This window comes from Nocardioides rubriscoriae, assembly GCF_008087085.1.
Classification (GTDB): domain Bacteria; phylum Actinomycetota; class Actinomycetes; order Propionibacteriales; family Nocardioidaceae; genus Nocardioides; species Nocardioides rubriscoriae.
Map to the genome: position 1 here is coordinate 91,704 of NZ_VIYJ01000008.1, position 25,050 is coordinate 116,753.

25 protein-coding genes are annotated in these 25,050 nt (G+C 71.8%); 2 read left to right on the forward strand and 23 right to left on the reverse strand.

All coding sequences use genetic code 11. The features are described from left to right. Window positions 1-159: 159 nt before the first annotated feature. The 3 genes from aspS to FZC61_RS15065 are packed head-to-tail and all read right to left on the reverse strand — an operon-like array spanning window position 160 to window position 4,009. Window positions 160-1,932: an aspartate--tRNA ligase gene (gene aspS / locus FZC61_RS15055; RefSeq protein WP_148615002.1), complete on the reverse strand. Its 1,773-nt coding sequence runs from the start codon at window positions 1,930-1,932 to the stop codon at window positions 160-162. After that, entirely contained in the window at window positions 1,929-3,278 is a 1,350-nt protein-coding gene (gene hisS, locus FZC61_RS15060; RefSeq protein ID WP_148615003.1) for a histidine--tRNA ligase, read from the reverse strand. The genes aspS and hisS overlap by 4 nt, the downstream gene beginning before the upstream one ends. A gap of 5 nt (window positions 3,279-3,283) precedes the next feature. Continuing rightward, window positions 3,284-4,009, reverse strand: coding sequence for an MBL fold metallo-hydrolase (locus tag FZC61_RS15065; RefSeq protein WP_148615004.1), 726 nt, complete (start codon window positions 4,007-4,009; stop codon window positions 3,284-3,286). A 196-nt stretch (window positions 4,010-4,205) separates the two neighbouring features. Between FZC61_RS15065 and FZC61_RS15070 the strand changes: the two genes are divergently transcribed. Then, window positions 4,206-5,387 (forward strand): DUF349 domain-containing protein, encoded by a 1,182-nt coding sequence (locus tag FZC61_RS15070; RefSeq protein WP_246142715.1) that lies wholly within the window; start codon window positions 4,206-4,208, stop codon window positions 5,385-5,387. A gap of 199 nt (window positions 5,388-5,586) precedes the next feature. On the opposite strand, the gene FZC61_RS15075 is transcribed toward FZC61_RS15070, so the two are convergent. From FZC61_RS15075 to pgsA, 18 genes are all read right to left on the reverse strand, one after another. After that, window positions 5,587-7,830, reverse strand: a complete 2,244-nt coding sequence (locus FZC61_RS15075; RefSeq protein ID WP_148615204.1) for a RelA/SpoT family protein — start codon at window positions 7,828-7,830, stop codon at window positions 5,587-5,589. Window positions 7,831-7,992: 162 nt separating this feature from the next. Further along, on the reverse strand, window positions 7,993-8,532 hold the full coding sequence (locus tag FZC61_RS15080) for an adenine phosphoribosyltransferase (RefSeq protein ID WP_148615006.1): 540 nt from the start codon (window positions 8,530-8,532) through the stop codon (window positions 7,993-7,995). A gap of 5 nt (window positions 8,533-8,537) precedes the next feature. Further along, window positions 8,538-9,785: a protein translocase subunit SecF gene (secF, locus tag FZC61_RS15085; RefSeq protein ID WP_148615007.1), complete on the reverse strand. Its 1,248-nt coding sequence runs from the start codon at window positions 9,783-9,785 to the stop codon at window positions 8,538-8,540. After that, on the reverse strand, window positions 9,785-11,680 hold the full coding sequence (gene secD, locus FZC61_RS15090) for a protein translocase subunit SecD (protein ID WP_148615008.1): 1,896 nt from the start codon (window positions 11,678-11,680) through the stop codon (window positions 9,785-9,787). Before secD ends, secF begins: the two co-directional genes overlap by 1 nt. A gap of 5 nt (window positions 11,681-11,685) precedes the next feature. Further along, entirely contained in the window at window positions 11,686-12,021 is a 336-nt protein-coding gene (gene yajC, locus FZC61_RS15095) for a preprotein translocase subunit YajC (RefSeq protein ID WP_148615009.1), read from the reverse strand. 115 nt (window positions 12,022-12,136) lie between these two features. Beyond that, on the reverse strand, window positions 12,137-13,213 hold the full coding sequence (gene ruvB / locus FZC61_RS15100) for a Holliday junction branch migration DNA helicase RuvB (RefSeq protein WP_148615010.1): 1,077 nt from the start codon (window positions 13,211-13,213) through the stop codon (window positions 12,137-12,139). A gap of 13 nt (window positions 13,214-13,226) precedes the next feature. Then, on the reverse strand, window positions 13,227-13,847 hold the full coding sequence (ruvA, locus tag FZC61_RS15105) for a Holliday junction branch migration protein RuvA (RefSeq protein WP_148615011.1): 621 nt from the start codon (window positions 13,845-13,847) through the stop codon (window positions 13,227-13,229). Next, window positions 13,844-14,362, reverse strand: a complete 519-nt coding sequence (gene ruvC / locus FZC61_RS15110; RefSeq protein ID WP_211357283.1) for a crossover junction endodeoxyribonuclease RuvC — start codon at window positions 14,360-14,362, stop codon at window positions 13,844-13,846. The genes ruvA and ruvC overlap by 4 nt, the downstream gene beginning before the upstream one ends. Window positions 14,363-14,463: 101 nt before the next feature. Then, a complete protein-coding gene (locus FZC61_RS15115; protein ID WP_148615013.1) occupies window positions 14,464-15,237 on the reverse strand; it encodes a YebC/PmpR family DNA-binding transcriptional regulator in 774 nt (257 codons plus the stop codon). A gap of 69 nt (window positions 15,238-15,306) precedes the next feature. After that, complete coding sequence (gene pdxT / locus FZC61_RS15120; protein WP_148615014.1) at window positions 15,307-15,930, reverse strand: pyridoxal 5'-phosphate synthase glutaminase subunit PdxT; 624 nt, start codon at window positions 15,928-15,930, stop codon at window positions 15,307-15,309. Window positions 15,931-15,985: 55 nt separating this feature from the next. Then, window positions 15,986-17,368, reverse strand: a complete 1,383-nt coding sequence (locus tag FZC61_RS23470; protein WP_148615015.1) for a signal peptidase I — start codon at window positions 17,366-17,368, stop codon at window positions 15,986-15,988. Window positions 17,369-17,372: 4 nt separating this feature from the next. Further along, on the reverse strand, window positions 17,373-18,020 hold the full coding sequence (locus FZC61_RS15130; RefSeq protein WP_148615016.1) for a TasA family protein: 648 nt from the start codon (window positions 18,018-18,020) through the stop codon (window positions 17,373-17,375). Between the two features lie 102 nt (window positions 18,021-18,122). After that, complete coding sequence (locus tag FZC61_RS15135; RefSeq protein ID WP_148615017.1) at window positions 18,123-18,881, reverse strand: hypothetical protein; 759 nt, start codon at window positions 18,879-18,881, stop codon at window positions 18,123-18,125. Beyond that, window positions 18,881-19,465: a signal peptidase I gene (locus tag FZC61_RS15140; protein ID WP_148615018.1), complete on the reverse strand. Its 585-nt coding sequence runs from the start codon at window positions 19,463-19,465 to the stop codon at window positions 18,881-18,883. Before FZC61_RS15140 ends, FZC61_RS15135 begins: the two co-directional genes overlap by 1 nt. A gap of 22 nt (window positions 19,466-19,487) precedes the next feature. Beyond that, entirely contained in the window at window positions 19,488-20,066 is a 579-nt protein-coding gene (locus FZC61_RS15145) for an alternate-type signal peptide domain-containing protein (RefSeq protein WP_148615019.1), read from the reverse strand. A 245-nt stretch (window positions 20,067-20,311) separates the two neighbouring features. Next, window positions 20,312-21,817: a carboxylesterase/lipase family protein gene (locus FZC61_RS15150; protein ID WP_148615020.1), complete on the reverse strand. Its 1,506-nt coding sequence runs from the start codon at window positions 21,815-21,817 to the stop codon at window positions 20,312-20,314. A 15-nt stretch (window positions 21,818-21,832) separates the two neighbouring features. Beyond that, window positions 21,833-22,750, reverse strand: coding sequence for a pyridoxal 5'-phosphate synthase lyase subunit PdxS (pdxS, locus tag FZC61_RS15155; RefSeq protein ID WP_148615021.1), 918 nt, complete (start codon window positions 22,748-22,750; stop codon window positions 21,833-21,835). A 19-nt stretch (window positions 22,751-22,769) separates the two neighbouring features. Next, on the reverse strand, window positions 22,770-23,447 hold the full coding sequence (gene pgsA, locus FZC61_RS15160; RefSeq protein WP_246142716.1) for a phosphatidylinositol phosphate synthase: 678 nt from the start codon (window positions 23,445-23,447) through the stop codon (window positions 22,770-22,772). Window positions 23,448-23,559: 112 nt separating this feature from the next. Between pgsA and FZC61_RS23950 the strand changes: the two genes are divergently transcribed. Then, window positions 23,560-23,694, forward strand: coding sequence for a hypothetical protein (locus FZC61_RS23950; protein WP_281289829.1), 135 nt, complete (start codon window positions 23,560-23,562; stop codon window positions 23,692-23,694). 101 nt (window positions 23,695-23,795) lie between these two features. On the opposite strand, the gene FZC61_RS15165 is transcribed toward FZC61_RS23950, so the two are convergent. Then, the gene (locus FZC61_RS15165) at window positions 23,796-24,275 is read right to left on the reverse strand and encodes an HIT family protein (RefSeq protein ID WP_148615205.1); all 480 of its coding nucleotides are present in this window, start codon (window positions 24,273-24,275) and stop codon (window positions 23,796-23,798) included. Between the two features lie 62 nt (window positions 24,276-24,337). Beyond that, the gene (locus FZC61_RS15170; protein ID WP_148615023.1) at window positions 24,338-25,048 is read right to left on the reverse strand and encodes a TetR/AcrR family transcriptional regulator; all 711 of its coding nucleotides are present in this window, start codon (window positions 25,046-25,048) and stop codon (window positions 24,338-24,340) included. Window positions 25,049-25,050 lie beyond the last annotated feature (2 nt).

A 25,050-nucleotide genomic window follows, 5' to 3' on the forward strand; every position in this document is an offset into this window, starting at 1 on the left:
CCACCTCATCTGAGCTCAGCTGAGCAACGTCGTGTGCGGGAAGCGCAGCGCGGCGCGCCCCGGATCGGTTGGAACCCTAACCGACTCGATCCCGCCCACGAGTCACTTGGAAGTAACGGTTAGGTACCAACCACTTCGGGTGAAGCGGGGTCCGCCGGGTCAGGCCTGCGGCGGGACGATCTCCGGGGGACGCGCGTCCACACCGGCTTCCTTGCGCTGCTGGGCCGTGATCGGCGCAGGAGCAGCGGTCAGGGGGTCGAAGCCCCCACCGGACTTGGGGAAGGCGATGACGTCGCGGATCGAGTCGGTGCGGGCCAACAGCGACACGATGCGGTCCCACCCGAAGGCGATGCCGCCGTGCGGCGGCGCGCCGAACGCGAAGGCGTCGAGGAGGAAGCCGAACTTCTCCTGCGCCTCGGCCTCGTCGATCCCCATGACGGCGAAGACCCGGCGCTGCACGTCGTCGCGGTGGATACGGATCGAGCCCCCGCCGATCTCGTTGCCGTTGCAGACAATGTCGTAGGCCCAGGCCGGGGCGTTGCCCGGGTCGGCGTCGAACGTCTCGAGGTCCTGCGGCGAGGTGAAGGCGTGGTGCACGGCCGTCCACGCGCCGCTGCCCACGGCGACGTCGCCGGCGGCGGTCGCGTCGTCGGCCGGCTCGAAGAGCGGGGCGTCGACGACCCACAGGAAGCTCCAGGCGTCCTCGTCGATGAGGTCGCAGCGGCGGCCGATCTCGAGCCTCGCCGCACCCAGGAGCGCGCGGCTGGGCTTGGGCAGGCCCGCGCCGAAGAAGATGCAGTCGCCGGGAGCCGCGCCCACGTGAGCCGCGATGCCCGCGGTCTCGGCCTCGGTGAGGTTCTTGGCGACGGGGCCGGTCAGGGTGCCGTCGTCCTGCACGAGCACGTAGGCCAGGCCCTTCGCGCCGCGCTGCTTGGCCCACTCCTGCCAGGCGTCGAGCTTCTTGCGCGGCTGACTGGCCCCCCCGGGCATGACCACCGCACCGACGTACGGCGCCTGGAACACCCGGAACTGCGTGTCGGCGAAGAACTCGGTGCAGTCGACGAGCTCGAGGTCGAGGCGCAGGTCGGGCTTGTCGGACCCGTAGCGCGCCATGGCCTCGGCGTAGGTCATCCGCGGCAGCGGGGTCGCGACCTCGTGGCCGATCAGGGCCCACAGGGCCACCACGACCTCCTCGGCCACGGCGATGACGTCGTCCTGGTCGACGAAGCTCATCTCGATGTCGAGCTGGGTGAACTCCGGCTGGCGGTCGGCGCGGAAGTCCTCGTCGCGGTAGCAGCGCGCGATCTGGTAGTAGCGCTCCATGCCGGCGACCATCAGCAGCTGCTTGAACAGCTGCGGGCTCTGGGGCAGGGCGTACCAGCTGCCGGGCTGCAGCCGCGCGGGGACCAGGAAGTCGCGCGCACCCTCGGGGGTGCTGCGGGTCAGCGTCGGCGTCTCGATCTCGACGAAGTCGTGACGGTCCAGGACGTCGCGGGCGGCCTTGTTGGCCTTGCTGCGCAGCCGGATCGCCTCGTGGGGGCCGCTGCGACGAAGGTCGAGGTAGCGGTGCTTGAGCCGCGCCTCCTCCCCCACCTCGACGCGGTCGCTGATCGGGAACGGCAGGGGGGCCGAGGCGCTGAGCACCTCGACGTCGGTGGCGACGACCTCGACGGCCCCGGTGGCGAGCGCGGGGTTCTCGTTGCCCTCCTTGCGTGCGGTGACCTCACCGACGACCTTGAGGCAGTACTCGGCGCGCAGCTGGTGGGCGACGGCCTCGTCGCGGATGACGACCTGGACGACGCCGCTGGCCTCGCGCAGGTCGATGAAGGCGACACCGCCGTGGTCGCGGCGGTTGGCCACCCAGCCGGCGAGGGTGACGGTCTGGCCGACGTGCTCGGCGCGCAGGGCGCCGGCGTCGTGGGTGCGGATCACTGTGGTTGCTCCTTGATGACGACCTGCGCTCGCAGGTCCTTGATAGCCGGTGGGGTCCAGGTGGCCGGGTCTGCGGCCACCTGCTCCCCCGAACGGATGTCCTTGACCTGGTGGGTCCCGTCGTCCTGGACGAACCAGACGTACGGGATGCCGCGCCGCTCGGCGTACCTGATCTGCTTGCCGAACTTGGCGGCGGAGGCGGCCACCTCGCACGGCACGCCGCGGGCGCGCAGCGAGGCGGCCACGAGATCGCTCCGGGCCCGCGTGTCCTCGGTCGTCACGGCGACGAGCACGGCGCTGGGCACCGGACGGCTGCCGGCGAGCACGCCGTCGGCGAGCAGCGGGATCAGCGAGCGGGAGACGCCGAACGAGACGCCGACCCCGGGGTAGGTCGTCCTGCCGTCGCTGGCGAGGGCGTCGTAGCGACCACCGCCACCGACCGATTTGAGGCGCTCGTAGCCGGCCATGAAGATCTCGACGACGGTGCCGGTGTAGTAGTCGAGGCCGCGGGCGATGCGCAGGTTGGCCTCGACGGTGACGGTGGACGGCGCCCCTGCGGCACAGCCCTCCACGACGGCCGCCAGCTCGGCCAGGCCCTCGTCGAGCAGCTCGTCCTCGACGCCGAGCGCCCGGACCCGTTGGACGAAGGAGGTGTCGGCGGTGCGGATCGTGGCGAGGTCGACGCACCGCTGCGCCTGCTCCGGCGTGGTCCCGGCGTCGGACACCAGCAGCTCGACGACCTTGTCGACGGGCAGCTTGTCGAGCTTGTCGATGACGCGGATCGCGGTCTCGATGTCGGGCAGGCCCAGGCCGCGGTAGAAGCCCTGGATGAGCTTGCGGTTGTTGAACTGGAAGCTGACCGGCGGGATGGGCAGCGCGTCAAGCGCCTCGACCATCACCCGCATCACCTCGACGTCGTGGTGGAAGGCCAGCTCGTCGCGGCCGACCACGTCGACGTCGGCCTGGGTGAACTGGCGGTAGCGCCCCTCCTGCGGTCGCTCGCCGCGCCACGCGGGCTGGATCTGGAAGCGACGGAACGGGAACTCGAGGTGCCCGGCGTGCTCCAGCACGTAGCGCGCGAAGGGCACGGTCAGGTCGAAGTGGAGGCCGATGCCGGCGTCACTGCCTGCCTGCTCCTTCTGCAGCCGCTCGAGCAGGTAGACCTCCTTGGAGGTCTCGCCCTTGCCGAGCAGGACGTCGACCGGCTCGACCGCGCGGGTCTCGATGTTGGCGAAGCCGTGCAGCTCGAAGGTGCGGGACAAGGAGGCGATGACCTCGCGCTCGACCACGCGGGCGGCGGGCAGCAGCTCGGGGAACCCGCTGAGCGGGGACGTCTTGGTAGCCATGGTGCTCAGAGACCTCGGGTGACGGGGGCCGGTCCCTCGTCGGTGTCCACGAGGTCCAGCAGGTAGGGGTTGGTCGCGCGTTCGCGGCCGATGGACGTCTGCTCGCCGTGGCCGGGCAGCACGACGACGTCGTCGGCCAGCGGCAGCACCTTGTCGCGCAGGCTGCGCAGCATCGTCGGATGGTCGCCGCCGGGCAGGTCGGTGCGCCCGATCGAGCCGGCGAAGAGCAGGTCGCCGGAGAACAGCACCTCGGACACGTCCACGGAGCCCTCGTCGGCGGCGTACGGCGTGCGGAAGGTGACCGACCCCGCGGTGTGGCCGGGGGTGTGGTCGACGACGAAGGTCAGGCCCGCCAGCTCGAGCTCCTGCAGGTCGGCGAGCTCGCGCACGTTGTCGGGCTCGGCGAACTCGTGCTTGCCGCCGAGCAGCATCGCGGTCGTCTCGCGCGACATGCCCTGCATCGGGTCGGCGAGCAGGTGGCGGTCACGCGGGTGGATCCAGGCCGTGGCGTCGTAGGTGCCGGCGACGGGCGCCACGCACCACATGTGGTCGACGTGCCCGTGGGTGACCAGGACCGCGACCGGCTTGAGGCGGTGCTCGCGCACGACCTGCTCGACCCCGGCCGTGGCGTCCTTGCCGGGGTCGATGATCACGCACTCGGTGCCGGGACCGGTCGCCGCGACGTAGCAGTTGGTGCCCCAGGGTCCGGCGGGGAAGGCGGCGATCAGCACCGCCTCAGGGTAGCGAGGTCGGCTGGGCCGGGTCGCGCCGGTATTGGCCGCGCGGGCCCGTGCCGGCCCGCGACCCGGAGCGGCGCAGACCGCGACAGCGTCTTCCCTTAGGGTGGGGCAGCGCCACGACCGACGAAGAGGGAACGCAGTGACGAGCAGCGAATGGGGTCGCGTCGATGACGACGGCACCGTGTACGTGAGGACCACCGACGGCGAGCGTGCGGTGGGGTCCTACCCTGCCGGGACGCCCGAGGAGGCCCTGGCCTTCTTCACCGAACGCTTCGAGGCGCTCTCCTTCGAGGTGCAGCTGCTCGAGCAGCGGGTCAACTCGGGCAAGCTCACGCCGGAGGAGGCCGCGGAGTCGATCAAGACGGTGCGCGCCCAGGTCACCGACGCCAACGCGGTCGGCGACCTCGCGTCCCTGGTGGGTCGCCTCGACGCCCTCGCCCCGGTGCTCGCGGTGCTGCGTGAGGCACGACGCGCCGAGAAGGCCGAGAAGGCTGCCGAGTCGAAGGCGGCCAAGGAGGCCATCGTCGAGGAGGCCGAGAAGATCGGTGCGGGCAGTGACTGGCGCAACGGCGCCAACCGGCTGCGCGACCTGCTCGACCAGTGGAAGGTGCTCCCCCGCATCGACCGGGCCTCCGACGACGCGCTGTGGAAGCGCTTCTCGAGTGCCCGCACGGCCTACACCAAGGCCCGCAAGGCCCACTTCGCCGAGCAGGACGAGAAGCGCGAGGGCGCCCGCATCGTCAAGGAGCGGCTCTGCAAGGAGGCCGAGGCCCTCGCGACCTCGACCGACTGGGGCCCGACGGCCGGCAAGTACCGCGACCTGATGCGCGACTGGAAGGCCGCGGGCCCTGCCCCCAAGGACGTCGACGACGCGCTGTGGAAGCGGTTCCGCGGCGCCCAGGACGCGTTCTTCGGCGCCCGTGACGCCGAGAACGCCGCCCTCGACGCCGAGTTCGCCAAGAACGCCGAGGTCAAGGACGCCCTCATCGTCGAGATCGAGGCGCTGCTGCCGGTCAAGGACCTGGAGGCCACCAAGAAGGCCTTCCGCGACCTGGCCGACAAGTGGGAGGCCGCCGGCAAGGTCCCGCGCGACCGGATCAAGGACCTCGAGGGCCGCATGCGCACCGTCGAGACCGCTCTGCGCAACGCCGAGGACGAGCAGTGGAAGCGCTCGGACCCCGAGAAGTCGGCCCGCGCCAACGACCTGGTCACCAAGCTCGAGGACGCGATCGCCAAGGTCGAGGCCGACCTCGACAAGGCACGCGCTGCGGGCAACGACAAGAAGGTGCGCGAGCTGGAGGAGAACCTCGAGTCGCGGCGGTCCTTCCTGGAGATGGCGCGGCGAGCGTCCGAGGACTTCTCGGGCTGAGGTCCCCTGGCTGGCTCCGGGTCGTTCGGTGCTCGGGTCGTTCGGTGCTCGGGTCGGCCGCGCGCCTCGGACCTCCCGGCGCCCGGAGTGGGCTGCGAGCCGACGTACGGCCTGGTGTGGTCTCGAAACGGTCGCGGGCGACCTCCTCGACCACCGTGGAGTGCGGTCTCCTCGACCACCGTGGGGTCGGCGTGGCGACTCAGGACGTGACGCGGTAGGCGTCGAAGACGCCCGGGACGCTGCGCACCGCCTTGAGCACGGTGTCGAGGTGCTTGGCCTCGGCCATCTCGAAGGTGAAGCGGGACTTGGCCACGCGGTCGCGCGACGTCGACAGGTTGGCCGACAGGATGTTCACGTGGGCGTCGGACAGCACCATGGTGATGTCGGACAGCAACCGGGCCCGGTCAAGCGCCTCGACCTGGATGTTGACCAGGAACGTCGACTGCGCGGTCGGGGCCCACTCGACGGCCAGGACCTTCTCGGGCTGGTTCTGCAGGTCGGCTGCGTTGGTGCAGTCGAGCCGGTGCACCGAGACTCCCCCGCCCTTGGTGACGAAGCCGAGGATCTCGTCGGGTGGCACCGGGGTGCAGCACTTGGCGAGCTTGACCCACACGTCGGGCGAGCCCTTGACGATCACGCCCGAGTCGCTGCCGCCGCCGGCGCGCGAGCGGCCGCGACGCCCGGTGATGGTGACGGCCTCGGCGAGGTCCTCCTGGACCCCCTCGTCGCCGCCGTTCATCTCGATCACCCGGCGTACGACGGCCTGGGCGGAGAGGTTGTTCTCGCCGACCGTGGCGTAGAGGGCGGTCACGTCGGCGAGCTTGAAGTGGTCGGCGACCTGGGTCAGCGACTCGTGGGTGAGCAGCCGCTTGATCGGCAGCCCCTCCTTGCGCATCAGCTTGGCGATCTGGTCCTTGCCGCGCTCGACGGCCTCCTCGCGCCGCTCCTTGGTGAACCACTGCCGGATCTTGGAGCGGGCGCGCGGGGACTTCACGAAGGTGAGCCAGTCGCGCGACGGGCCGGCGGTCACCGACTTGGATGTGAAGACCTCGATCACGTCGCCGTTGTCGAGCTGGGACTCCAGCGGCACCAGGCGACCGTTGACCCGGGCGCCGATCGTGTGGTGACCGACCTCGGTGTGCACGGCGTAGGCGAAGTCGACCGGGGTCGAGCCCGACGGCAGGGCGATGACGTCGCCCCGGGGCGTGAACACGTAGGTCTCGGCGCGGTTGATCTCGAAGCGCAGCGACTCGAGGAACTCGCCCGGGTCCTCGACCTCGGACTGCCAGTCGAGGAGCTGGCGGACCCACGTCATGTCGCCGTCCGACAGGTGAGCGTCGCCGGCCTTCTCGGTGTCGCGGCCGGCGCGGAAGTCCTCCTTGTACTTCCAGTGCGCCGCGACGCCGTACTCGGCGCGGCGGTGCATCGCGAAGGTTCGGATCTGCATCTCCACGGGCTTGCCCTGCGGGCCGATGACCGTCGTGTGCAACGACTGGTACATGTTGAACTTGGGCATCGCGACGTAGTCCTTGAACCGCCCGAGCACGGGGTTCCAGCGCGAGTGGAGCACCCCGAGGACGGAGTAGCAGTCGCGGTCCTCGTCGACGAGGATCCGGATGCCGACCAGGTCGTAGATGTCGGAGAACTCGCGACCCCCGACGATCATCTTCTGGTAGATCGAGTAGTAGTGCTTGGGCCGACCGGTCACGGTGGCCTTGACCTTGGCCTCGCGCAGGTCCTTCTCGACCTGGGTGATGACCTCGGCCAGGAAGCTGTCGCGCGAGGGGGCCCGCTCGGCGACCATCCGCACGATCTCGTCGTAGATCTTGGGGTGCAGGGTCGCGAACGCGAGGTCCTCGAGCTCCCACTTGATGGTGTTCATGCCGAGCCGGTGGGCCAGCGGCGCGTAGATGTCGAGCGTCTCGCGGGCGGTGCGCTCCTGGCTCTTGAGCGGCACGTAGCGCAGGGTGCGCATGTTGTGGAGCCGGTCGGCGAGCTTGATGACCAGGACCCGGATGTCGCGCGACATCGCGACGATCATCTTGCGGATGGTCTCGGCCTGCGCCGAGTCGCCGTAGACGACCTTGTCGAGCTTGGTCACCCCGTCGACCATCCGGGCGACCTCGTCGCCGAAGTCGGCGCGGCACTGGTCGAGCGTGTAGGGGGTGTCCTCCACCGTGTCGTGCAGCAGCGCCGCCACGAGCGTCGGCTCGGTCATGCCGATGCCGGCGAGGATGGTCGTGACCGCGAGCGGGTGGGTGATGTAGGGGTCACCGCTCTTGCGCATCTGCGTGCCGTGCATCTTCTCGGCCGTCAGGTAGGCACGCTCGAGCAGCGCCAGGTCGGCCTTGGGGTGGTTGGCGCGCACGGCACGGAACAGCGGCTCGAGCACGGGGTTGACCCCGGGTGCGCGGGTGCCGATGCGGGCCAGCTTGGCGCGCATCCCCCGCCCGGGGCCCGACGGGCCCGACGGGGTCTCCACCGGCGCGCCCGCGGCCGGTACGTCGTGGCGCGGTGGCGACTGACGCGGCGGATCCGCGAGGCGACCGGTGCTCGGGGCCGTGCGCTCCTCCGTCATTGGACCAGTGTAGGCAGGCGGGCCGGCTCAGATCCCGAGGAGGGCGGTGACCGGGACGTCCCCGGCCGTCTGCCTGCCCGGCAGGAACAACAGCTCCATCAAGACCGCGACCCCGACGGTCTCTCCCCCGCAGGCAGCGACCAGGTCACGGGTCGCCGCGACGGTGCCGCCGGTGGCCAGGACGTCGTCGACGAGCAGCACCCGGTCGCCGGCGGCGATGCCGTCGCGGTGGACCTCGAGGGTCGCCTCGCCGTACTCGAGCGCGTAGGAGACCGCGTGGGTCTCGCGGGGCAGCTTGCCCGCCTTGCGGACCGGGACGAACCCGACACCGAGCGCCATCGCCACGGGGGCGGCGAAGATGAAGCCGCGCGCCTCCATGCCCACGACCTTGTCGACGACGACCTGTCCGTCGGGGTCGCGTCCGGCCGCGGCGAGCTCGGCCACGACCGCGGCGAACCCGTCCGGGTCGGCGAGCAGCGGGGTGATGTCCTTGAAGACGATGCCCGGCTCCGGGAAGTCGGGCACGTCACGCACCAGACGCCCCAGGGCGTCGGCGGCGGTCCGCACGCGGGCTACTTCCCGCGCTTGGACTTGGGCTGGCGTGACGGCTGGACCCGACCCGAGCTGCCGCTGGGGCCCATCGGGCCGCGGGCCGGCGGCGCGGTGCGTCCGCGGCCCGCCTCGCCGGTGATCGGGGGCCGCGATTTGGTGAGCGTCGGCGTCGAGGGCTCGAGCTCGTCGTGCAGGTCGTCGTCGAGCTCGTCGTCGAGGCCGTCGGGGGCGTCGGCCACGGGCAGGTCGTCGGTGAAGGCCGGCACCGCCGCGTAGCGGTCGGCCTGGGCGCGGGCCCGGGCCTTGGCGCGCTTCTCGGCGAGCTTGACCTCGTTCTCGTTGGACTTCAGGTGCACCAGCACGCGGGGCGCCAGGATGACCGAGGAGTAGACGCCCACCGCCATGCCGACGAACTGGGCCAGGGCGAGGTCCTGCAGCGAGCTGGCCCCGAGCTGGGACGCGCTGACCCACAAGATCGCGCCGATCGGGATCAGCGCCACGATGCCGGTGTTGACCGAGCGGACCAGGGTCTGGTTGACCGCGAGGTTGGCGGCCTCGGCGTAGGTCTGGCGCGTGCGCCGCATGTCGCGCGTGTTCTCCTTGATCTTGTCGAAGACCACGACGGTGTCGTAGAGCGAGAAGCCGAGGATCGCGAGCAGCCCCGTGACGGCGGCGGGGGTGACCTGGAAGCCGGAGAGGGCGTAGACGCCCATGGTGATCGTGACGTCGTGGACCAGGGCGACGAAGGCGGCTAGCGACATCTTCCACTCGCGGAAGTAGAAGCCGATGAAGAGCAGCACCAGCACCAGGAACACGATCACGCCGAGGATGGCCCGGTTGGCGACCTCCTTGCCCCAGCTGGCGCCGAGCTCGGACCGGTTGACCTGGTTGTCGGGCACGTCGATGACGGTCTGGATCGAGGCGAGCACCTCGTCGCTCTGGGCGGGGGTGAGCTCCTCGACCTGGACCAGGATCGCGTCGCCCGCGGTGGTCACGACCGCGCCCTCGGTGCCGGGGACCTCGGTGTCGACGACGACCTTGCGGACGTCCTCGGCCAGGGCCTGCGAGTTGCCGTCGGTCGTGGGGACCCGGAACTCGGTGCCACCGGTGAACTCGATGCCGAAGTTGAGGCCCTTGACGACCAGGGCGGCGAAGGCGAGCAGCACGATGCCGCCGGTGATGGAGTACCAGAGGGCACGTCGGCCGACGAAGTCGTAGGACTTGTGCCCGTTGTAGAGGTCGTTGCCGAGCCTTGAGAACTTGCCCATCAGACCGTTCCTCCCACGCGTACGGCGGACTTCTTGGGGGTGCTGGGGGTGGTGGGCCCGTCGAGGCCCAGCGTGCCGGCACTCAGGCCGGAGAACCGGTGGCCGGAGTTGAAGAAGGTGAAGCGCGCCAGCCACGACACCATCGGCTTGGTGAACCAGAACAGGATCGCGAGGTCGACGATGGTGGTCAGGCCGAGCGCGAAGCCGAAGCCCTTCACCGCCCCGGTGGCGAAGATGTAGAGGACCGCCGCCGACAGCAGCGACACGACCTGGGCGGCGAGCCGGGTGACCTTGGCGCGCTTCCAGCCGGTCTCGACCGCCACCCGCATCGACTTGCCCTCGCGCATCTCGTCCCGGATGCGTTCGAAGAAGATGATGAAGGAGTCGGCGGTGACACCGACGGCGATGATCAGGCCCGCGATGCCGGGCAGGGTGAGCACGAACCCGGCTGTCTCGCTGAGCAGCAGCACCAGCGCGTAGGTCACCGCAGCCGCGGCGAGCAGCGACGCGACCACGACGGTGCCGAGGCCGCGGTAGTAGATGAGGCAGTAGATGAGCACCAGGCCCAGCCCGAAGGCGCCCGCGGTGAGACCGGCCGAGAGCTGGTCACCGGCCAGGGAGGGCCCGATGGTCTCGGTGTTGGCCTTGAACTGGATCGGCAGCGAGCCGTACTTGAGGCTGGTCGAGAGGCTCTCGGCCTCGCTCTCGGTGAAGTTGCCGTTGATCTCGGCGTTGCCGTCGGTGATGACCGAGCTGAAGTAGGGGGCCGACAGCACCACGCCGTCGAGCACCATCGCGAAGTTCTCGGCACCCTGGCCGTCGGCGCTGCGCTGCAGCTCCTGCGAGGCCGCGGCGAAGACGTCCTTGCCCTTGCCCTCGAACGACAGCGTGACCGAGTAGTTGAGCTGTCCCTGGGGGATGCCGTAGCCGGCGTCCTTGAGCTCGGTGCCCTGGATGACCGCGGGCGACAGGAGGTACTTGGAGGCCGGCGAGTCGGGCACGTCGGGGTTGCTGGACTTCTGCGCGGCCGTGCAGGCGACCAGCGGCTTCGTGGGGTCGTCGACGGGTGCGGCCGGCACGTCGGCCGGCGCGTCGGGGTTCTTGGTGAGCGTGCCGTCGGGGTTGCACGTGTAGGCGTCGAACAGGTCGACGTCGGCCTGGGTGTAGCCACCGCGCATGAAGGCAACGGCGTCGGACAGCGGGACGACGGCGTTGGAGTCGAACGCCGAAGTGTCGGCCGTGTCGGCCGACTCGCTGGGCGTCGCGCTGGGGGTCGCGCTGGGGGTGGCCGGGTCGGTCGACGCCGCGGTCGGCTCGCTCGACGGGGCGGGGCTCGGGGTGGTGGTGGCGGCGAACCCGGGGGCCACCCGGTTGGCGGCGCTCGGCGACGCCGACGGCGAGGCGGGCGCCGGGGCGCTGGCGCTCGGGGCCGTGGAGGCTGGCGCGGTCGCGCCGGGAACCGCGTTGGGGTCGGTCAGCGGCGGCACGCCCGTCGACGCACCGGTGGGCGGCACGCACTGGTCCTGGCAGGCGACCAGGCGGAAGCGGAGCTGGGCGGTGCGCTGGACGGTGTCGACGAGGTCGCGACGGGGGTCGCCGGGGATCTCGACCACGATGTTGTTGTCGGTGGTCGCGACCTCGGCCTCGGAGATGCCCGAGCCGTTGACGCGGTTGTCGATGATCTTGCGCGCCTCCTCGAGGTTGTCCTTGGTCGGGTTGCCCTTGGACTCGAGGGTGATCCGGGTGCCGCCCTGCAGGTCGAGACCGAGGTCGGGCTGCCAGGCGCTCTTGCCGTCGTTGCCGGCACCGGCCAGGGCCACGAGGCCGTAGAGGATGACTATGCCCAGCAGGAACGCCACCAAGGTGCGTCCCGGTCGGGCCTGCTTCTTCGCCACGTGTGTCAGCTCTCCTCGGACTCGGGCGTCGTCGTCGACGCCTCGGGGTCGTTCGTCTTGTGCAGGTCAGGAACGCTCTCCGCGGCCGGCTGCGGGCCGGCCACGGCGCCGAGCGCGACGGTCACGGTCGTGCCGGGGGCCAGCTCGATGTCGGCACGGTCGTCGTGGATCGATGCGATGGTCCCGTAGAAGCCGGAGGTCAGGATGACCCGGTCGCCGACGGCCAGCGCCGACTGCATCGCGCGTCGCTCGCGTTCCCGGCGTACGCCCGGTCGGACGACCAGGAGCCAGAAGACGAGAAAGACGCCCAGTATGGGCAACAGCGGGACGAGCCCTTCCACGAACGAGACCTCTCAGAGCGGGGAGCACGGCAGCTGGGGAAGCGCGCCGGCCGACAGGCAAGTGTAGCCGTGGGGGTACGCCCCCGGACCAATTGCCACCAGGGTGCTCAACGCGTCAGGGGTCGAAGAGAGTTCCCGTGTCGGAGGGTCGGGGTGCGGTCAGTCCGAGGTGCTCCCAGGCGGCGGGGGTGGCGATCCGGCCCCGCGGGGTCCGGGCCAGGAAGCCCAGGCGCACCAGGAAGGGCTCGGCGACCTCCTCGACGGTCTCGCGCTCCTCACCGACCGCGACCGCGAGCGTCGAGACCCCGACGGGCCCGCCGCCGAAGCGGCGGCACAGCACGTCGATGACGGCCCGGTCGAGCCGGTCGAGGCCCAGCCGGTCGACCTCGTAGAGGTCGAGGGTGGCGTGGGCGACGTCGAGGGTCACCAGGCCGTCGGCGCGGACCTGGGCGTAGTCGCGGACCCGGCGCAGCAGCCGGTTGGCGATGCGGGGCGTGCCGCGCGACCGGGAGGCGATCTCGGCGGCCCCCTCGTCGGTCAGCCGTACGCCGAGCAGGTCGGCCGAGCGGTGCACGATGAGGTCGAGCTCGGACGGGTCGTAGAACTCCAGGTGGCCGGTGAACCCGAACCGGTCACGTAGGGGGCCGGGCAGCAGGCCGGCGCGGGTGGTCGCACCCACCAGCGTGAAGGGCGGGATCTCCAGCGGGATCGCGGTCGCGCCGGGACCCTTGCCGATGACCACGTCGACGCGGAAGTCCTCCATGGCGAGGTAGAGCATCTCCTCGGCCGGGCGCGACATCCGGTGAATCTCGTCGATGAACAGCACGTCGTCCTCGTTGAGGCCCGACAGGATCGCGGCGAGGTCGCCGGCGTGGGTGATGGCCGGGCCGCTGGTCAGGCGCAGCGGCGAGGTCATCTCGGCGGCGATGATCATGGCCAGCGTCGTCTTGCCGAGGCCGGGCGGACCCGACAGCAGGACGTGGTCGGGGGCCCGCGAGCGGCCCTTGGCGGCGTCGAGCAGCAGGGCGAGCTGCTCGCGCACGCGCACCTGACCGACCACCTCCGACAGCGTCTTGGGACGCAGCGCGGCCTCGATGACCCGCTCGTCGCCCTCGGCCTCGGCCGCGGTCAGGGCGCCGGAGAGCGAGCGCAGGTGTTGCTCCTCCGCGGTCTCCAGCTCGTCCTCGTGCATGGGCAGGACCCTGTCAGGCCTTGCTCAGGGCACGCAGCGCGGCCCGGAGCAGGGCGCCGACGTCGGGACCGCCGGGGGTCTGCAGGGTGGCGGCCTGGTCGGCGACCGCCTCGATGGCCCTCTCGGCGTCCTTGGGGGTCCACCCGAGCCCGACGAGGCCCTGGTGGACCTGCTCGCGCCAGGCGTCGGCGGCCGGCGGGGCCCCGACGGGGGCGCCGGGACGAGCGCCGGTCGGGGCGCCGATGCGGTCCTTGAGCTCGAGGATGATCCGCTGGGCGCCCTTCTGGCCGATGCCCGGCACGCGGGTCAGCGTCTTGACGTCGTCGGCGGCGATCGCCCGGCGCAGGTCGTCGGGCGCGAGCACCGCGGTGATCGCCTGGGCGACCTTCGGCCCGACGCCGGAGGCTGTCTGGACGAGCTCGAACATCGACTTCTCGTCGTCGTCGACGAAGCCGAACAGGGTCAGGGAGTCCTCGCGCACCACCATGCTGGTCGGCAGCGTGGCCGGCTGGCCGGCCCGCAGCGTGGCGAGGGTGCCGGGGGTGCACATGAGCTCGAGGCCCACTCCCCCGACGTCGACGACGGCGCTGTGGAGGGTGACTGAGGCGACCTGGCCACGGACGTAGGCGATCATCTCGTTCCTCTCGTCGCCGCCGCGGCGAGCGCGGCGTCGATACGGGCCTGGGCGCCTCCGCGCCAGATGTGGGTGATGGCCAGGGCGAGCGCGTCGGCGGCGTCGGCGGGCTTCGGCATCGCGTCGAGCCGCAGGATCCGGGTCACCATCGCCCCCACCTGCGCCTTGTCGGCCCGCCCGTTGCCGGACACGGCCGCCTTGACCTCGCTCGGGGTGTGCATGGCCACGGGGATGCCGAGTCGCGCGGCGCAGACCATGGCGATGCCGCTGGCCTGGGCGGTGCCCATGACGGTGCTGACGTCGGAGCGGGCGAAGACCCGCTCGATGGCCACCGCGTCGGGGCGATGCTCCTCGATCCAGGCCTCGACGCCCTTCTCGATGGTGACCAGGCGCTCGGGCACGGCCAGCGTCGAGGACGTGCGCAGCACGTTGACGTCGACCAGCCGCAGCGGTCGGCCCACGTCGCCGTCGACGACGCCCATGCCCATCCGGGTCAGACCGGGGTCGATGCCCAGCACCCGCACCTGCTCACCTCTCCTGTCGTACGTCGAACGTGTGTTCGGGAGGCCACGTTAGGCGGTGGGGCACCGTGTCGTGGGCGCGACACGCGGACGGGTCAGGCGTCAGCACCCTCGAGCTCGGCCATGACCTCGTCGGAGACCTCGTAGTTGGCGTAGATGGTCTGGACGTCGTCGAGGTCCTCGAGCACGTCGAAGAGCTGGAAGAACTTGCCGGCGCCGTCGGCGTCGAGCGCGATCTTGTTGTCGGGGACGAAGGCGGCGTCGGCGGCGTCGTAGTCGATGCCGGCGGCCTGCAGCGCGGTGCGGACCGCGACCAGGTCGGTGGCCTCGCTGATGACCTCGAGGTTGTCGCCCAGGTCGTTGACCTCGTCGGCGCCCGCCTCGAGGGTCGCCTCGAGGACGTCGTCCTCGCTGATCCGCTTGCCGTCCTGCTCGACCGGCACCAGCACGACGCCCTTGCGGTTGAACAGGAACGACACCGAACCGGGGTCGGCCAGCGAGCCGCCGTTGCGCGACATGGCGGTGCGGACCTCCATCGCGGCGCGGTTCTTGTTGTCGGTCAGGCACTCGATGAGCATCGCGACGCCCGAGGGGCCGTAGCCCTCGTACATGATCGTCTGGTAGTCGGCGCCGCCGGTCTCGGCGCCGGACCCGCGCTTGACCGCGCGGTCGATGTTGTCCTTGGTGACCGACGACTTCTTGGCCTTCTGGATGGCGTCGAAGAGCGTCGGGTTGCCCGCCGGGTCACCGCCGCCCAGGCGCGCGGCGACCTCGATGTTCTTGATGAGCTTGGCGGTCATCTTGCTGCGCTTGGAGTCGAGCGCGGCCTTCTTGTGCTTGGTGGTGGCCCACTTGGAGTGCCCGGACATGCGTTCCCTCTTCTGCGGTCTGTGCGGGGGTTCGGTGCGTCTACGTGTGTCTCTACGTCTGCGTCTGCGTCACGAGGCGGTGACGAGGTCCACGAACAGTCCGTGGACCCGGGGGTCGTCGGCGACCTCGGGGTGGAAGGACGTCGCCATCAGCGGGCCCTGCCTCACCATGACGATCCTATCGAGCGGCTCGCCGGCCCCGGGCAGGGTGACCTCGACCCGGGCCAGTACCTCCACCGCGGGGCCGGTCGCCTCGACCCACGGGGCGCGGATGAAGACGCCGTGCACCGGGGTGTCGAGCCCGTCGACCTGCACCGGCCCCTCGAACGAGTCGACCTGGCGGCCGAAGGCGTTGCGCCGCACGGTCACGTCGAGGCCGCCGATGGTCTCCTGGCCGGGTGCGCCGTCGAGGATCCGGTCGGCCAGCAGGATCATGCCGGCGCACGTGCCCAGCACCGGCAGCCCGTCCTTGACCCGGTGGCGCAACGGGTCGAGCAGGTCGAAGGTCCGCGCGAGCTTGGCGATGGTCGTCGACTCCCCGCCGGGCAGCACCAGGGCGTCGACCGCGTCGAGCTCGGCCGGGCGGCGTACGGCGGTCGCGCGGACGCCCAGCGAGGTCAGCGCGGCGAGGTGCTCGCGCACGTCGCCCTGCAGGGCCAGGACGCCGATCAGCGGCCGGTCGGGGGTGCTCACCCCCCGATCGTAGGGAGCCCGGTGGGGTGCCGAGGGGGTGGGGAGCGCCCCGCCGTCAAAGGATCGTGACGGTGATGGTCTGCGAGGAGCTGCCGAAGGTGTTGGTGGCGGTGACCTTGAGCGTGTAGGTGCCGCGGTCGTTGTCCCCGCTGGGCCAGGCGTTGTCCTCGATCCCGGGCAGGGACCAGGTGGTGCCGGTGACCGTCGCGTTGGTCGAGACGGGACCGGTGCAGACGGTGGCCCACAGCGCACCTGTCCAGCACTCGGCGCCACGCTTGGCCACCCGGGTGAAGGAGTAGGTGACCGTGGCGCCGATCGGGCTGACCGTGCCGCAGGCCGGCGCGCTGCCGGTGCAGTTGAGGGCGGCCCTCAGGTCGTTGGCGACGACCGTCCCGCTGCTCGGCTGGTTGTTGCTGAAGACGGGGGCGACCAGGCTCGGCTGGTAGGACTGCCGGGCACCCTCGGCGACCCACGACGTGCCGTAACGGGCCCGCACGGCGTAGTAGTAGGTCTCGAGCAGTCCCGGGGACGCGGAGTCGACGCACGTCCGCGAGGTGTTCCCCGCACAGAGCACGGCCGCCGTGCCACCGGTGGCAGCCGTGTAGCGCAGGACGTCGTAGGACGAGGCGGTGAGTCCGTTGGGCCCGACCGGCGTGGCGGACCACGTCACCGTGGCGGCCTGGTTGAGCGCGCTGGTCTGGGCGACCGACGGCGCAGCCGGGGTCGCGATGCTGGTGGCCTGGAAGGTGCTGGTGGCCGCGGTGCCGGCGTCGGTGAAGCTGGCGAGGGTGGCGCTGGTGCTGCCCAGCAGGGTCGCGGCGACCAGCGCCACGACACTGGCCCGGCGGGCGCCGCGGTGGCGCCCGCCGGGCTCGTGCGGCGCGGCGAGGTCGTCCCCACGGCCTCGCGCGCCGGCCCCCTCGCCGGTGTGGTCATGGTGGTGGTGCCGGTCGTCGTCGCGCTCGTCGTCGTCCTCGTCGCGGGCGGGTCCGGACAGGTAGAGGACCAGGCTCAGGCACACCAGGGCGACGAGCCCGGGAGGGGTGAGCAGGTGGGCGACCACGTAGCCGCCGAAGGGCGCGGAGGCGACGACCCGCTCGACCGAGCGGACGACGTAGACCTCGGCGTCGGGGGTGGTGTTGGCGTCGCCCTGGAGGACCAGGCTGGCCTCGTCGCCGCGCAGCGTGGTGCTCACGACGCGGTGGGTGACGCGCTCGCCGTTGGCGGCGGTCACGCTCACGACGTCGCCGGGCTCGATGTCGGCGGCGTCGACGCTGCGGGACAGGGCGATGCCGCCGGTGGGGATCTCGGGCGACATGGAGCCCGAACGGAAGATCAGGAAGCCGAAGCCGAGGAAGGTGACCGCCAGGCCGGCAGCGATCGCGAGCAGCCCCAGGGCCGCGCCGGCCCACAGGAGGAGCTCGCGGAGGCGACGCATGGCGTCAGGCACCGACCTGCTTGGAGTCGAACACGAGGCTCGCGGTGCCGCTGAGGCCCTGCAGGGCGTTGGGGGCCTGGCTGCTGAGCCGGGCCACCACGCACACCGTGTCGCTCGCACCGGCGGCGAGGGCGCGGGCGGTGGCGAAGGTGGACGCCGTCGAGGTGAGCAGGGTGGTGTTGGTGTCGGTGGCGACCGCGCCGCAGCTGCCGGCCCGGTTGCCGGTCGCGGCCGACCCGGTGTTGGTGGCGGTGCCGCCGAAGGTCACGGAGTACTGCATGCCGTTGGTGACGGCGAGCCCGCCGCTGCCGGTGCCGGTGAGGTTGTAGGTCAGCGGGACGCTGCCGTTGTTGGCCACGGGGAACGTCGCCGCGATGCTCTCGCCGGGGACCATGGAGCCGAGCGTAAGGGACGCGACCGTCGTGCTGCCGCCGTTGTTGGCCTGGCCGGCGAGCTGGCCGTTGACGGTGATGTCGAGCGTGCCGGCCGAGAAGGACCCGGTGGCCGCGGTGGCCGAGTCGGTCCAGAAGGCGAAGGTGCCCTTGACGCTCATCCCGGTCGCCAGGACGCCGACCGCGGCGAGCGACAGCAGGGCGCGGGTGCGACCGGAGCGGCGCTTGCTCGGGCCGGCCGGGCGTCGGTGCTGGGTCATCGGGGTTCTCCTGGGAGCGGGGGCCGTGGGGGGCCAGGGGTGCAGTGGAGGTGCAGCGGGTGCCACAGGTGCAGCGTCGAGGACGACGTTAGGGACGGCGCCTCAAGCCGGCAGGTGCTGATCCGCAAGATCCGCGCAAGGGACCTCGGGTTCGTCGTCGTGACGCCGGGAGCGGACCACGAGGTAGCTCCCGCTCCCGAGGAGCAGCAGCGCGAGCGGGGGCAACCACAGCGGCACCTCCGACCCGGTGCCGGGCAGGAACCCGGCCGCGCTCTGGGGGTCGTCCGGGGTGCCGGTGCCCCCGGCTCCTCCCCCGGCGGACCCGCCGGTCCCACCGCCGGCGCCGCCGCCGATCGATCCCGAGTCGTCGAGGACCGCGGTGGCGTCGGTGAGGCGGACCGAGAAGTCGAGGTCGGTCCCCAGCACCATGGTGTCGTTGGGCGCGTCGGTGCTCATCGCGACGCGGACCTGGACCGTGACCGGTTCGTCGGAGGCGACGTCGTCCTGGTCGACCAGCTCGTGCGAGCCGCCGTCGGTGATGGAGACCCAGGGCTGGTCGCCGGCGCGCGCCGAGACCGCCAGCCAGCCCGTGGCCCGCAGGGTGTCGGAGACGACGCGGTCGACCGAGACGCTCAGGTCACCGAGGTCGGGCCGCTCGTTGCGCACGTAGAACGTCGCCGTCCGCTCGTCACCGGGGACCCAGCGCAGGTCCGCGTCGAACAGCGGGTCGACCAGGTCGGGGGCCCAGTGGACCCCGTCGGTGCTCAGGCCGATCGCGTCGTCGCGGTCGGCGTGAGCCGGTGCGCTGACCGCGCCCAGGAGCACGGCGGCTCCGGCCGCGGCGAAGGCCGCGCGACGCATCAGGCGCTCCGGCCGCGCAGGCGCTGACGTCCGGCGCCGGCGAACATGGCGCCGGCGTAGACGACCAGGGCACCCGCGGCACCGTAGACGAGCAGCTGGCGCGAGTGGCCGGACAGCACGGTGTTGAGCCGGCCGAGCCCGCGCACGGAGTACCAGCGCTGACCGCGGATCTGCTCGGGCCGCACCCACTTCTCGTCGGCGACGTCGTTGGCGTCGCCCTGCGTCTGGTACTCCCGCTCCCCCAGCACGGTGGTGCGGGTGGCGACGACCCGGTGGGTGACGACGGTGGGCTTGCCCGACTCGAGCTGGTAGGTGACGACCGCGCCGACGGGGATCGTGGTGGTGTCGACCGGCTTGACCACGACCAGGGTGCCGGGCGGCATCCCGGGCGCCATCGAACCGGTGAGGATCGTGTACGGCGTGGCGCCGGCGAGCCTCGGGACCAGCACCGCAGCCGCGAGCACCGCGGTGCACGCCAGGATCAGCATCCAGGCCAGGACCCGCAGCAGCCACCTGACCGGGCCGTCACCGGCGGGGACGTGAACCTTGGCCCGGTGGCGGCTCGGGGCCTCGATGGTCGTCATGGCGCGGGACTCCGGTGGCAGGTCAGGCGTTCGGGTTCAGCTGGGTCAGCGACACGGTGAGGCGGTTGAGCGTCGCGGTGATCGCCTGGGTGTCGTTGGCGTTGACCTTGGTGCCGGCGGTCTCGTCGGTGCCGAAGGGGATGGTGGCGACGAAGGTCGCGGTCAGGGTGCTGGCGTCGTCGGCCGACGTGATGGTGCCGCCGTTGGCGATCGTCTTGGAGGCGGTGCCCTTGGTGAGGGTGTAGCTCGCGGCGGTGGAGATGGAGAGCGAGCTGCCGGTCTTGCTGCCCGTGACGTCGAGCGACGAAGGAGCCGCGACGCTGGCCTTGAGGTTGTCGCCGGTGGCCGCGATCGTGAAGGTGCACTTCTTGGTGACCACGTCGCCGGGGACGAAGAGCGTGACCTTGCCGGTGCCGACCTTCGAGCCGGCGTAGGTCCAGTCGGTGTCGCAGGTGCCGGCGGCGATGTCGAGCGTGCCGGCCGTGATCGAGCCGCCGTCGACGAAGGCGTTGTCGGTCCAGTACGCGAGCGAGCCGGCGCCACCGAGCAGGAGGACAGCGGCGGCGGAGGCGGCGAAAGCACCCTTGGTGGTCTTGTTCATGTCGGTTCCTTCTCAAGGTGACGAGACCGGTACGTCGAGGACGGCGGACGTCGTCGGCGACCCGGACACTCGGTGGGGAGATCGCGGTGACGGGCGTCGTCCGCGGACCGGGCCGGAGGCCCTGGTGTCTGGCTTGCTGGGAGTACTACATCGCGCGGAGTTGAAGGCCCCTGCAACGCAAGGTGCCGCTCAACCTCAAGAAGGTCGCAAGTTCCCTGGGGTTTGGGCGCGGTGGGGTCGCAGGCTCACGACAACGCGCCGCGCAGGGCGCCCAGGCGGGCCAGGTGCGGGTCCTGCCGGTAGGGCCGAGGACCGCGCGGCGCGAGGGAGAGGTACGCCGAGCCACCGTCGCTGTCGGCCTCGGGCCACCTGGGCAGGCCGGGCACCTCGGGACGGCCGGTGCGCGCGAAGGCGACCCAGTAGTCCGCGACGGCGTCGGAGAGCGCCCGGTCGGGGCCGTCGTCGACGGTGTCGAAGACGTAGCCACCCTCGGCCCCGTGCCCGGAGTAGCCGGTGGCCCGGAACACGTAGCGGAAGGTGGGCGCCCGGCGTCCGTGGCTGGCCGCACGCACGATGCCGGGCAGGTCGAAGACGAGGTCGTCGAGCACCTCGGCGTCGTAGGTCCCACGGTCGCCGTACGCCGCGACGAGGGTGTCGTGGCGCGGTCCGCCGAGGGTGGCGCGCAGGGCCTGCGGGTCGACGCCGAAGGAGCGGTAGTCGTCGTCGGAGAACTCGTCGGCGGTCGTGCCGAGCAAGTAGGGCACGGCGGCCTCGCGCCCGGCGGCGAACGCGGCCGCCGACGGCTCGGGGAGCACGTCGTCGACGATCGGCGCGTCGCCGGAGAGCGTGTTGAAGGTCGAGGAGAGCAGGTCACGCGCCGGGAGCGCCCGCAGCTGCGCGGGGCTCATCCCCGGGAAGGTCTCGGCGCCGCGCTCGCGCGCGGAGCCCAGGCTCAGCGCGCGGGAGTCGCTCGGGGCGGACTGGCTGATCGCGCGCTCGAAGAGCCCGCGGGCCAGCGGCATCGACATCAGCGCGTTGACCGACATCGCCCCGGCCGACCCCCCGGCGACGGTGACGTTGCCGGCGTCGCCGCCGAAGGCCGCGATGTTGGCGCGCACCCAGCGCAGCGCAGCGACCTGGTCGAGGAGCCCGAAGTTGGCGACGTCCTCGCGCAGCGAGGGATGGGCGAAGAAGCCGAGGCGCCCGAGGCGGTAGTTGACGCTGACCAGCACGATCCCCCGCTCGACCAGGGCGTCGGCCTCGGTCGCGGCGGTGCCGCCGTTGCCGGCGAAGAACCCGCCGCCGTGCAGCCACACCACGACCGGCAGGTCGCGGTCGTCGTCGTCGGGTCGCACGACGTTGAGGTAGAGGCAGTCCTCCGACGAGCCCGGGCGCTGGACCAGGTCCTTGGCCCCGAAGGTGTACTGCTCGGGCTGCAGGCAGGGGCTGCCCAGCGCCGAGGCGTCGCGCACGCCGTCCCACGGGGCCGCGGGGCGGGGCGCCCGCCAGCGCAGCGGACCCGTCGGCGGGGCGGCGTACGGCAGGCCGAGCCAGGAGCGGACCGTGCCGTCGGAGATGCCGCGGACCGGGCCCGAGGCCGTCTCGACGAGCTCGCCCAACGCCGTCGGGGCGTCGCGGCGCTGCGAGGTGGCGGAGTCGTCGTCGGCGCCAGGACCGACGACGAGCAGGACGACGCCCGCCGCGGCCGTGAGCACGACCGCGGCGAGGGCCGCGATCGCGGGACGCTGCACGAGGGAGGCGGGGCCTTACCAGCCGCGGTCGGCCAGGCGGTGGGGCTGCGGGATCTCCTCGACGTTGAGGCCGACCATGGCCTCGCCCAGGCCGCGCGAGACCTTGGCGACCATGTCGGCGTCGTCGTAGAAGGTCGTGGCCTTGACGATGGCCTCGGCGCGCTGGGCGGGGTTGCCGGACTTGAAGATGCCCGAGCCGACGAACACGCCGTCGGCACCGAGCTGCATCATCATCGCGGCGTCGGCCGGGGTGGCGATGCCGCCGGCGGTGAAGAGCACGACGGGCAGCCGGCCGGTGCCGGCGACCTCCTTGACGAGGTCGTAGGGGGCCTGGAGCTCCTTGGCGGCGACGTAGAGCTCGTCGGGGGTCAGCGACGAGAGGCGTCGCAGCTCGCCGAGGATGGTGCGCATGTGGGTGACGGCGTTGGAGACGTCGCCGGTGCCGGCCTCGCCCTTGGACCGGATCATCGCCGCCCCCTCGGTGATGCGGCGCAGCGCCTCGCCCAGGTTGGTGGCGCCGCACACGAACGGGGCGGTGAAGGCCCACTTGTCGATGTGGTGGGCGTAGTCGGCCGGGGTCAGCACCTCGGACTCGTCGATGTAGTCGACGCCGAGGCTCTGCAGCACCTGCGCCTCGACGAAGTGGCCGATGCGGGCCTTGGCCATGACCGGGATCGAGACGGTGTCGATGATCGAGTCGATCATGTCGGGGTCGCTCATCCGGCTGACGCCGCCCTGGGCGCGGATGTCGGCGGGGACCCGCTCGAGGGCCATCACGGCCACCGCGCCGGCGTCCTCGGCGATCTTGGCCTGCTCGGCGGTGACGACGTCCATGATGACGCCGCCCTTGAGCATCTCGGCCATGCCGCGCTTGACCCGCGAGGTGCCGGTGCCGGGGGTGGTCGGGGTGGTGTCGTCGGTGCCGTCGCTCATGACCACGATCGTACGGCGGTCAGGGGGTCTCGGGAGCACCGGTCCCACCCGGCGGGGTGGGACCGGTGCCGGCGTCGAGGGCGACGGCCTGGCGGTGGACCTTCCGGATCCGGAAGACGACCGTGTAGGTGTTGGCGAACGCCAGGATCCACAGGGCGACCTCGACGAGGACCGGCAGGTCGAGCAGGCCCGAGAGCCCCGCCGCGACGAGGATCAGCACCAGGCGGTCGGCGCGCTCGGCGATGCCGCCCTTGGCGTCCATGCCGAGCGACTCGGCGCGCGCCCGGGCGTAGGAGGTGATCGAGCCCATCACCAGGCAGTAGAGCGAGACGCACTCGTAGAGGTAGGAGTCACCGGGGCCGGCGTAGTAGAGGGCCAGGCCGGCGAAGATCGCGCCGTCGCCGAAGCGGTCGAGGGTGGAGTCCCAGAAGGCGCCGAACGCGGAGCTGCGGCCCGTCTCGCGCGCCATCTTGCCGTCGACGAGGTCGCTGAAGACGAAGGCGGTGATGACCAGCACGCCGGTCAGCAGGTGGCCGGTCGGGAAGAACACCAGGGCACCCGCGCAGACCCCGACCGTGCCGACGAACGTCACCGTGTCCGGGCTGATGCCCAGCCGGATGAAGAGACGGACCACGGGCAGGAGCACGACGCCCTGCCAGAAGTCCTTGAACCGGTCCAGGACGCTCGTCTGCAGCACGCGCGTCAGGCTAGGGCATGTCGACCCGGGCGCCGGTGCCCGGCGGGATGCACGGCCGGGGGCTACTGTCGGGTCACGGAGCCGTCCAGGCTCTCCATCAGAGAGATCCCACATGAGCGACAAGTCGCCTCGTCAAGGAATGACCAAGAAGTCCGCGAAGTCTCTGAAGGAGAAGCGCGCCGACAAGCGCGACAAGGCCGCGGGCGAGAGCTCCTCGATCATCGAGACCAACCCCAAGCGTCGCTGACCGCCCGCCGCCGCCCGCATGTGACTCACCGTGACGGCGACCTCCCCACCCGTGGACCGGTGGGGAAGTGACTCGAACGGTGAGTTGAAGCCGTGCCGCGCTCACACCGCGGAGGCGCCCACCCACGCCCCGGCCAGCAGGTCGCGGGTGTCGGTGAGCAGCTCGGGCAGCACCCGGGTCCGGCCGATGATCGGCATGAAGTTCTGGTCGCCGGGCCAGCGGGGCACGACGTGCTGGTGCAGGTGGGCGGCGATGCCGGCGCCGGCGACCGGCCCCTGGTTCATCCCGACGTTGAAGCCCCCGGCGCCCGAGACGGCGCGGACGGTGCGCATGGCCTGCCGGGTGAGGTCGGCGATCTCGGCGGCCTCGTCGTCGGTGGTGTCGGTGTAGTCGGCGATGTGCCGGTAGGGGCAGACCATCAGGTGCCCCGGCGAGTAGGGGTAGAGGTTGAGCACGGCGAACGCCAGGCTCCCCCGGCGTACGACGAGACCGGCGGCGTCGTCGAGCCCCGGGATCCGGCAGAACGGGCATTGAGGCGCGGAGTCGTCGGCCGGCTTGTTCTCACCGCGGATGTAGGCCATCCGGTGCGGCGTCCAGAGGCGGTCGAGCCCGTCGGGCTCGCCCACGCCGTCCTGCTCGAGGCTCACGAGCCGGTGCCGTCGGCGGTGACGGTGGGTGTGACGGCGGGCAGCAGGTCGGCCAGCGCCAGGTCGGGGTCGAGGCTGAGACCCAGGCGGCGGGCGTGGCCGTCGAGGAGGTTCCAGACCGACTGCGAGAGCAGGTCGACCAGCGCCTTGGCCTCGGGGGCGCGCTGCTCGCGCGAGACCCAGCGGCGTACGGCGCCGAAGACCGCGCCGACCAGGCCGTGGGCCAGGGGGTCGACCAGGGCCTGCTCGTCGTCGTCGAGGTCGACGCCCAGCAGCGTGATCGCGAGCTGGAGGATGTCGTTGACGGCGGTCGCGATGCGGTCGGTGCCCTGCTCGAAGGGCCCGGACAGCTCCTGGGCAGCGAACGCGTGGGCCGCCGGGTGCTCGACGACCCAGTCGACGTAGGAGGTGACGACGCGCCGGATGATCTGGTTGATCGTGCCGTCGAGGGAGACCTCGGGGATCAGGCCGGCCGTGAGGTCGTCGGAGATGTGGGCGCGGATGGCGCGGTCGAGGTCGGCGCGGTCGTCGAAGTGGCGGTAGACGACCGTGCGGTTGAGCCCCGCACGCGCCGCGATCTGCTGGACGTGGAACTCGGCCCCGGGCTCGCCCTCGTCGATGACGGCGACCGCGGCGTCGAGGATCTGGGCGCGCCGCTCCTCGTTGTGCTTGTCCCAGCGAGCCTGACGGCCGTCCTGCTGCCCCATGT

Coding starts and splice junctions, on each gene's coding strand:
- hisS (WP_148615003.1), bottom strand. CDS start 3,278: ATGGCTACCAAGACGTCCCCGCTCAGCGGGTTCCCCGAGCTGCTGCCC.
- ruvB (WP_148615010.1), bottom strand. CDS start 13,213: ATGCACGAGGACGAGCTGGAGACCGCGGAGGAGCAACACCTGCGCTCG.
- FZC61_RS15130 (WP_148615016.1), bottom strand. CDS start 18,020: ATGACCCAGCACCGACGCCCGGCCGGCCCGAGCAAGCGCCGCTCCGGT.
- FZC61_RS15135 (WP_148615017.1), bottom strand. CDS start 18,881: ATGCGTCGCGCGGCCTTCGCCGCGGCCGGAGCCGCCGTGCTCCTGGGC.
- FZC61_RS23950 (WP_281289829.1), top strand. CDS start 23,560: ATGAGCGACAAGTCGCCTCGTCAAGGAATGACCAAGAAGTCCGCGAAG.
- FZC61_RS15165 (WP_148615205.1), bottom strand. CDS start 24,275: ATGGCCTACATCCGCGGTGAGAACAAGCCGGCCGACGACTCCGCGCCT.
- FZC61_RS15170 (WP_148615023.1), bottom strand. CDS start 25,048: ATGGGGCAGCAGGACGGCCGTCAGGCTCGCTGGGACAAGCACAACGAG.
- FZC61_RS15075 (WP_148615204.1), bottom strand. CDS start 7,830: ATGCGCGCCAAGCTGGCCCGCATCGGCACCCGCGCACCCGGGGTCAAC.
- secF (WP_148615007.1), bottom strand. CDS start 9,785: ATGGGCAAGTTCTCAAGGCTCGGCAACGACCTCTACAACGGGCACAAG.
- pdxS (WP_148615021.1), bottom strand. CDS start 22,750: ATGAGCGACGGCACCGACGACACCACCCCGACCACCCCCGGCACCGGC.
- FZC61_RS15140 (WP_148615018.1), bottom strand. CDS start 19,465: ATGACGACCATCGAGGCCCCGAGCCGCCACCGGGCCAAGGTTCACGTC.
- FZC61_RS15115 (WP_148615013.1), bottom strand. CDS start 15,237: ATGTCCGGGCACTCCAAGTGGGCCACCACCAAGCACAAGAAGGCCGCG.
- FZC61_RS23470 (WP_148615015.1), bottom strand. CDS start 17,368: ATGCGTCGCCTCCGCGAGCTCCTCCTGTGGGCCGGCGCGGCCCTGGGG.
- FZC61_RS15145 (WP_148615019.1), bottom strand. CDS start 20,066: ATGAACAAGACCACCAAGGGTGCTTTCGCCGCCTCCGCCGCCGCTGTC.
- ruvA (WP_148615011.1), bottom strand. CDS start 13,847: ATGATCGCCTACGTCCGTGGCCAGGTCGCCTCAGTCACCCTCCACAGC.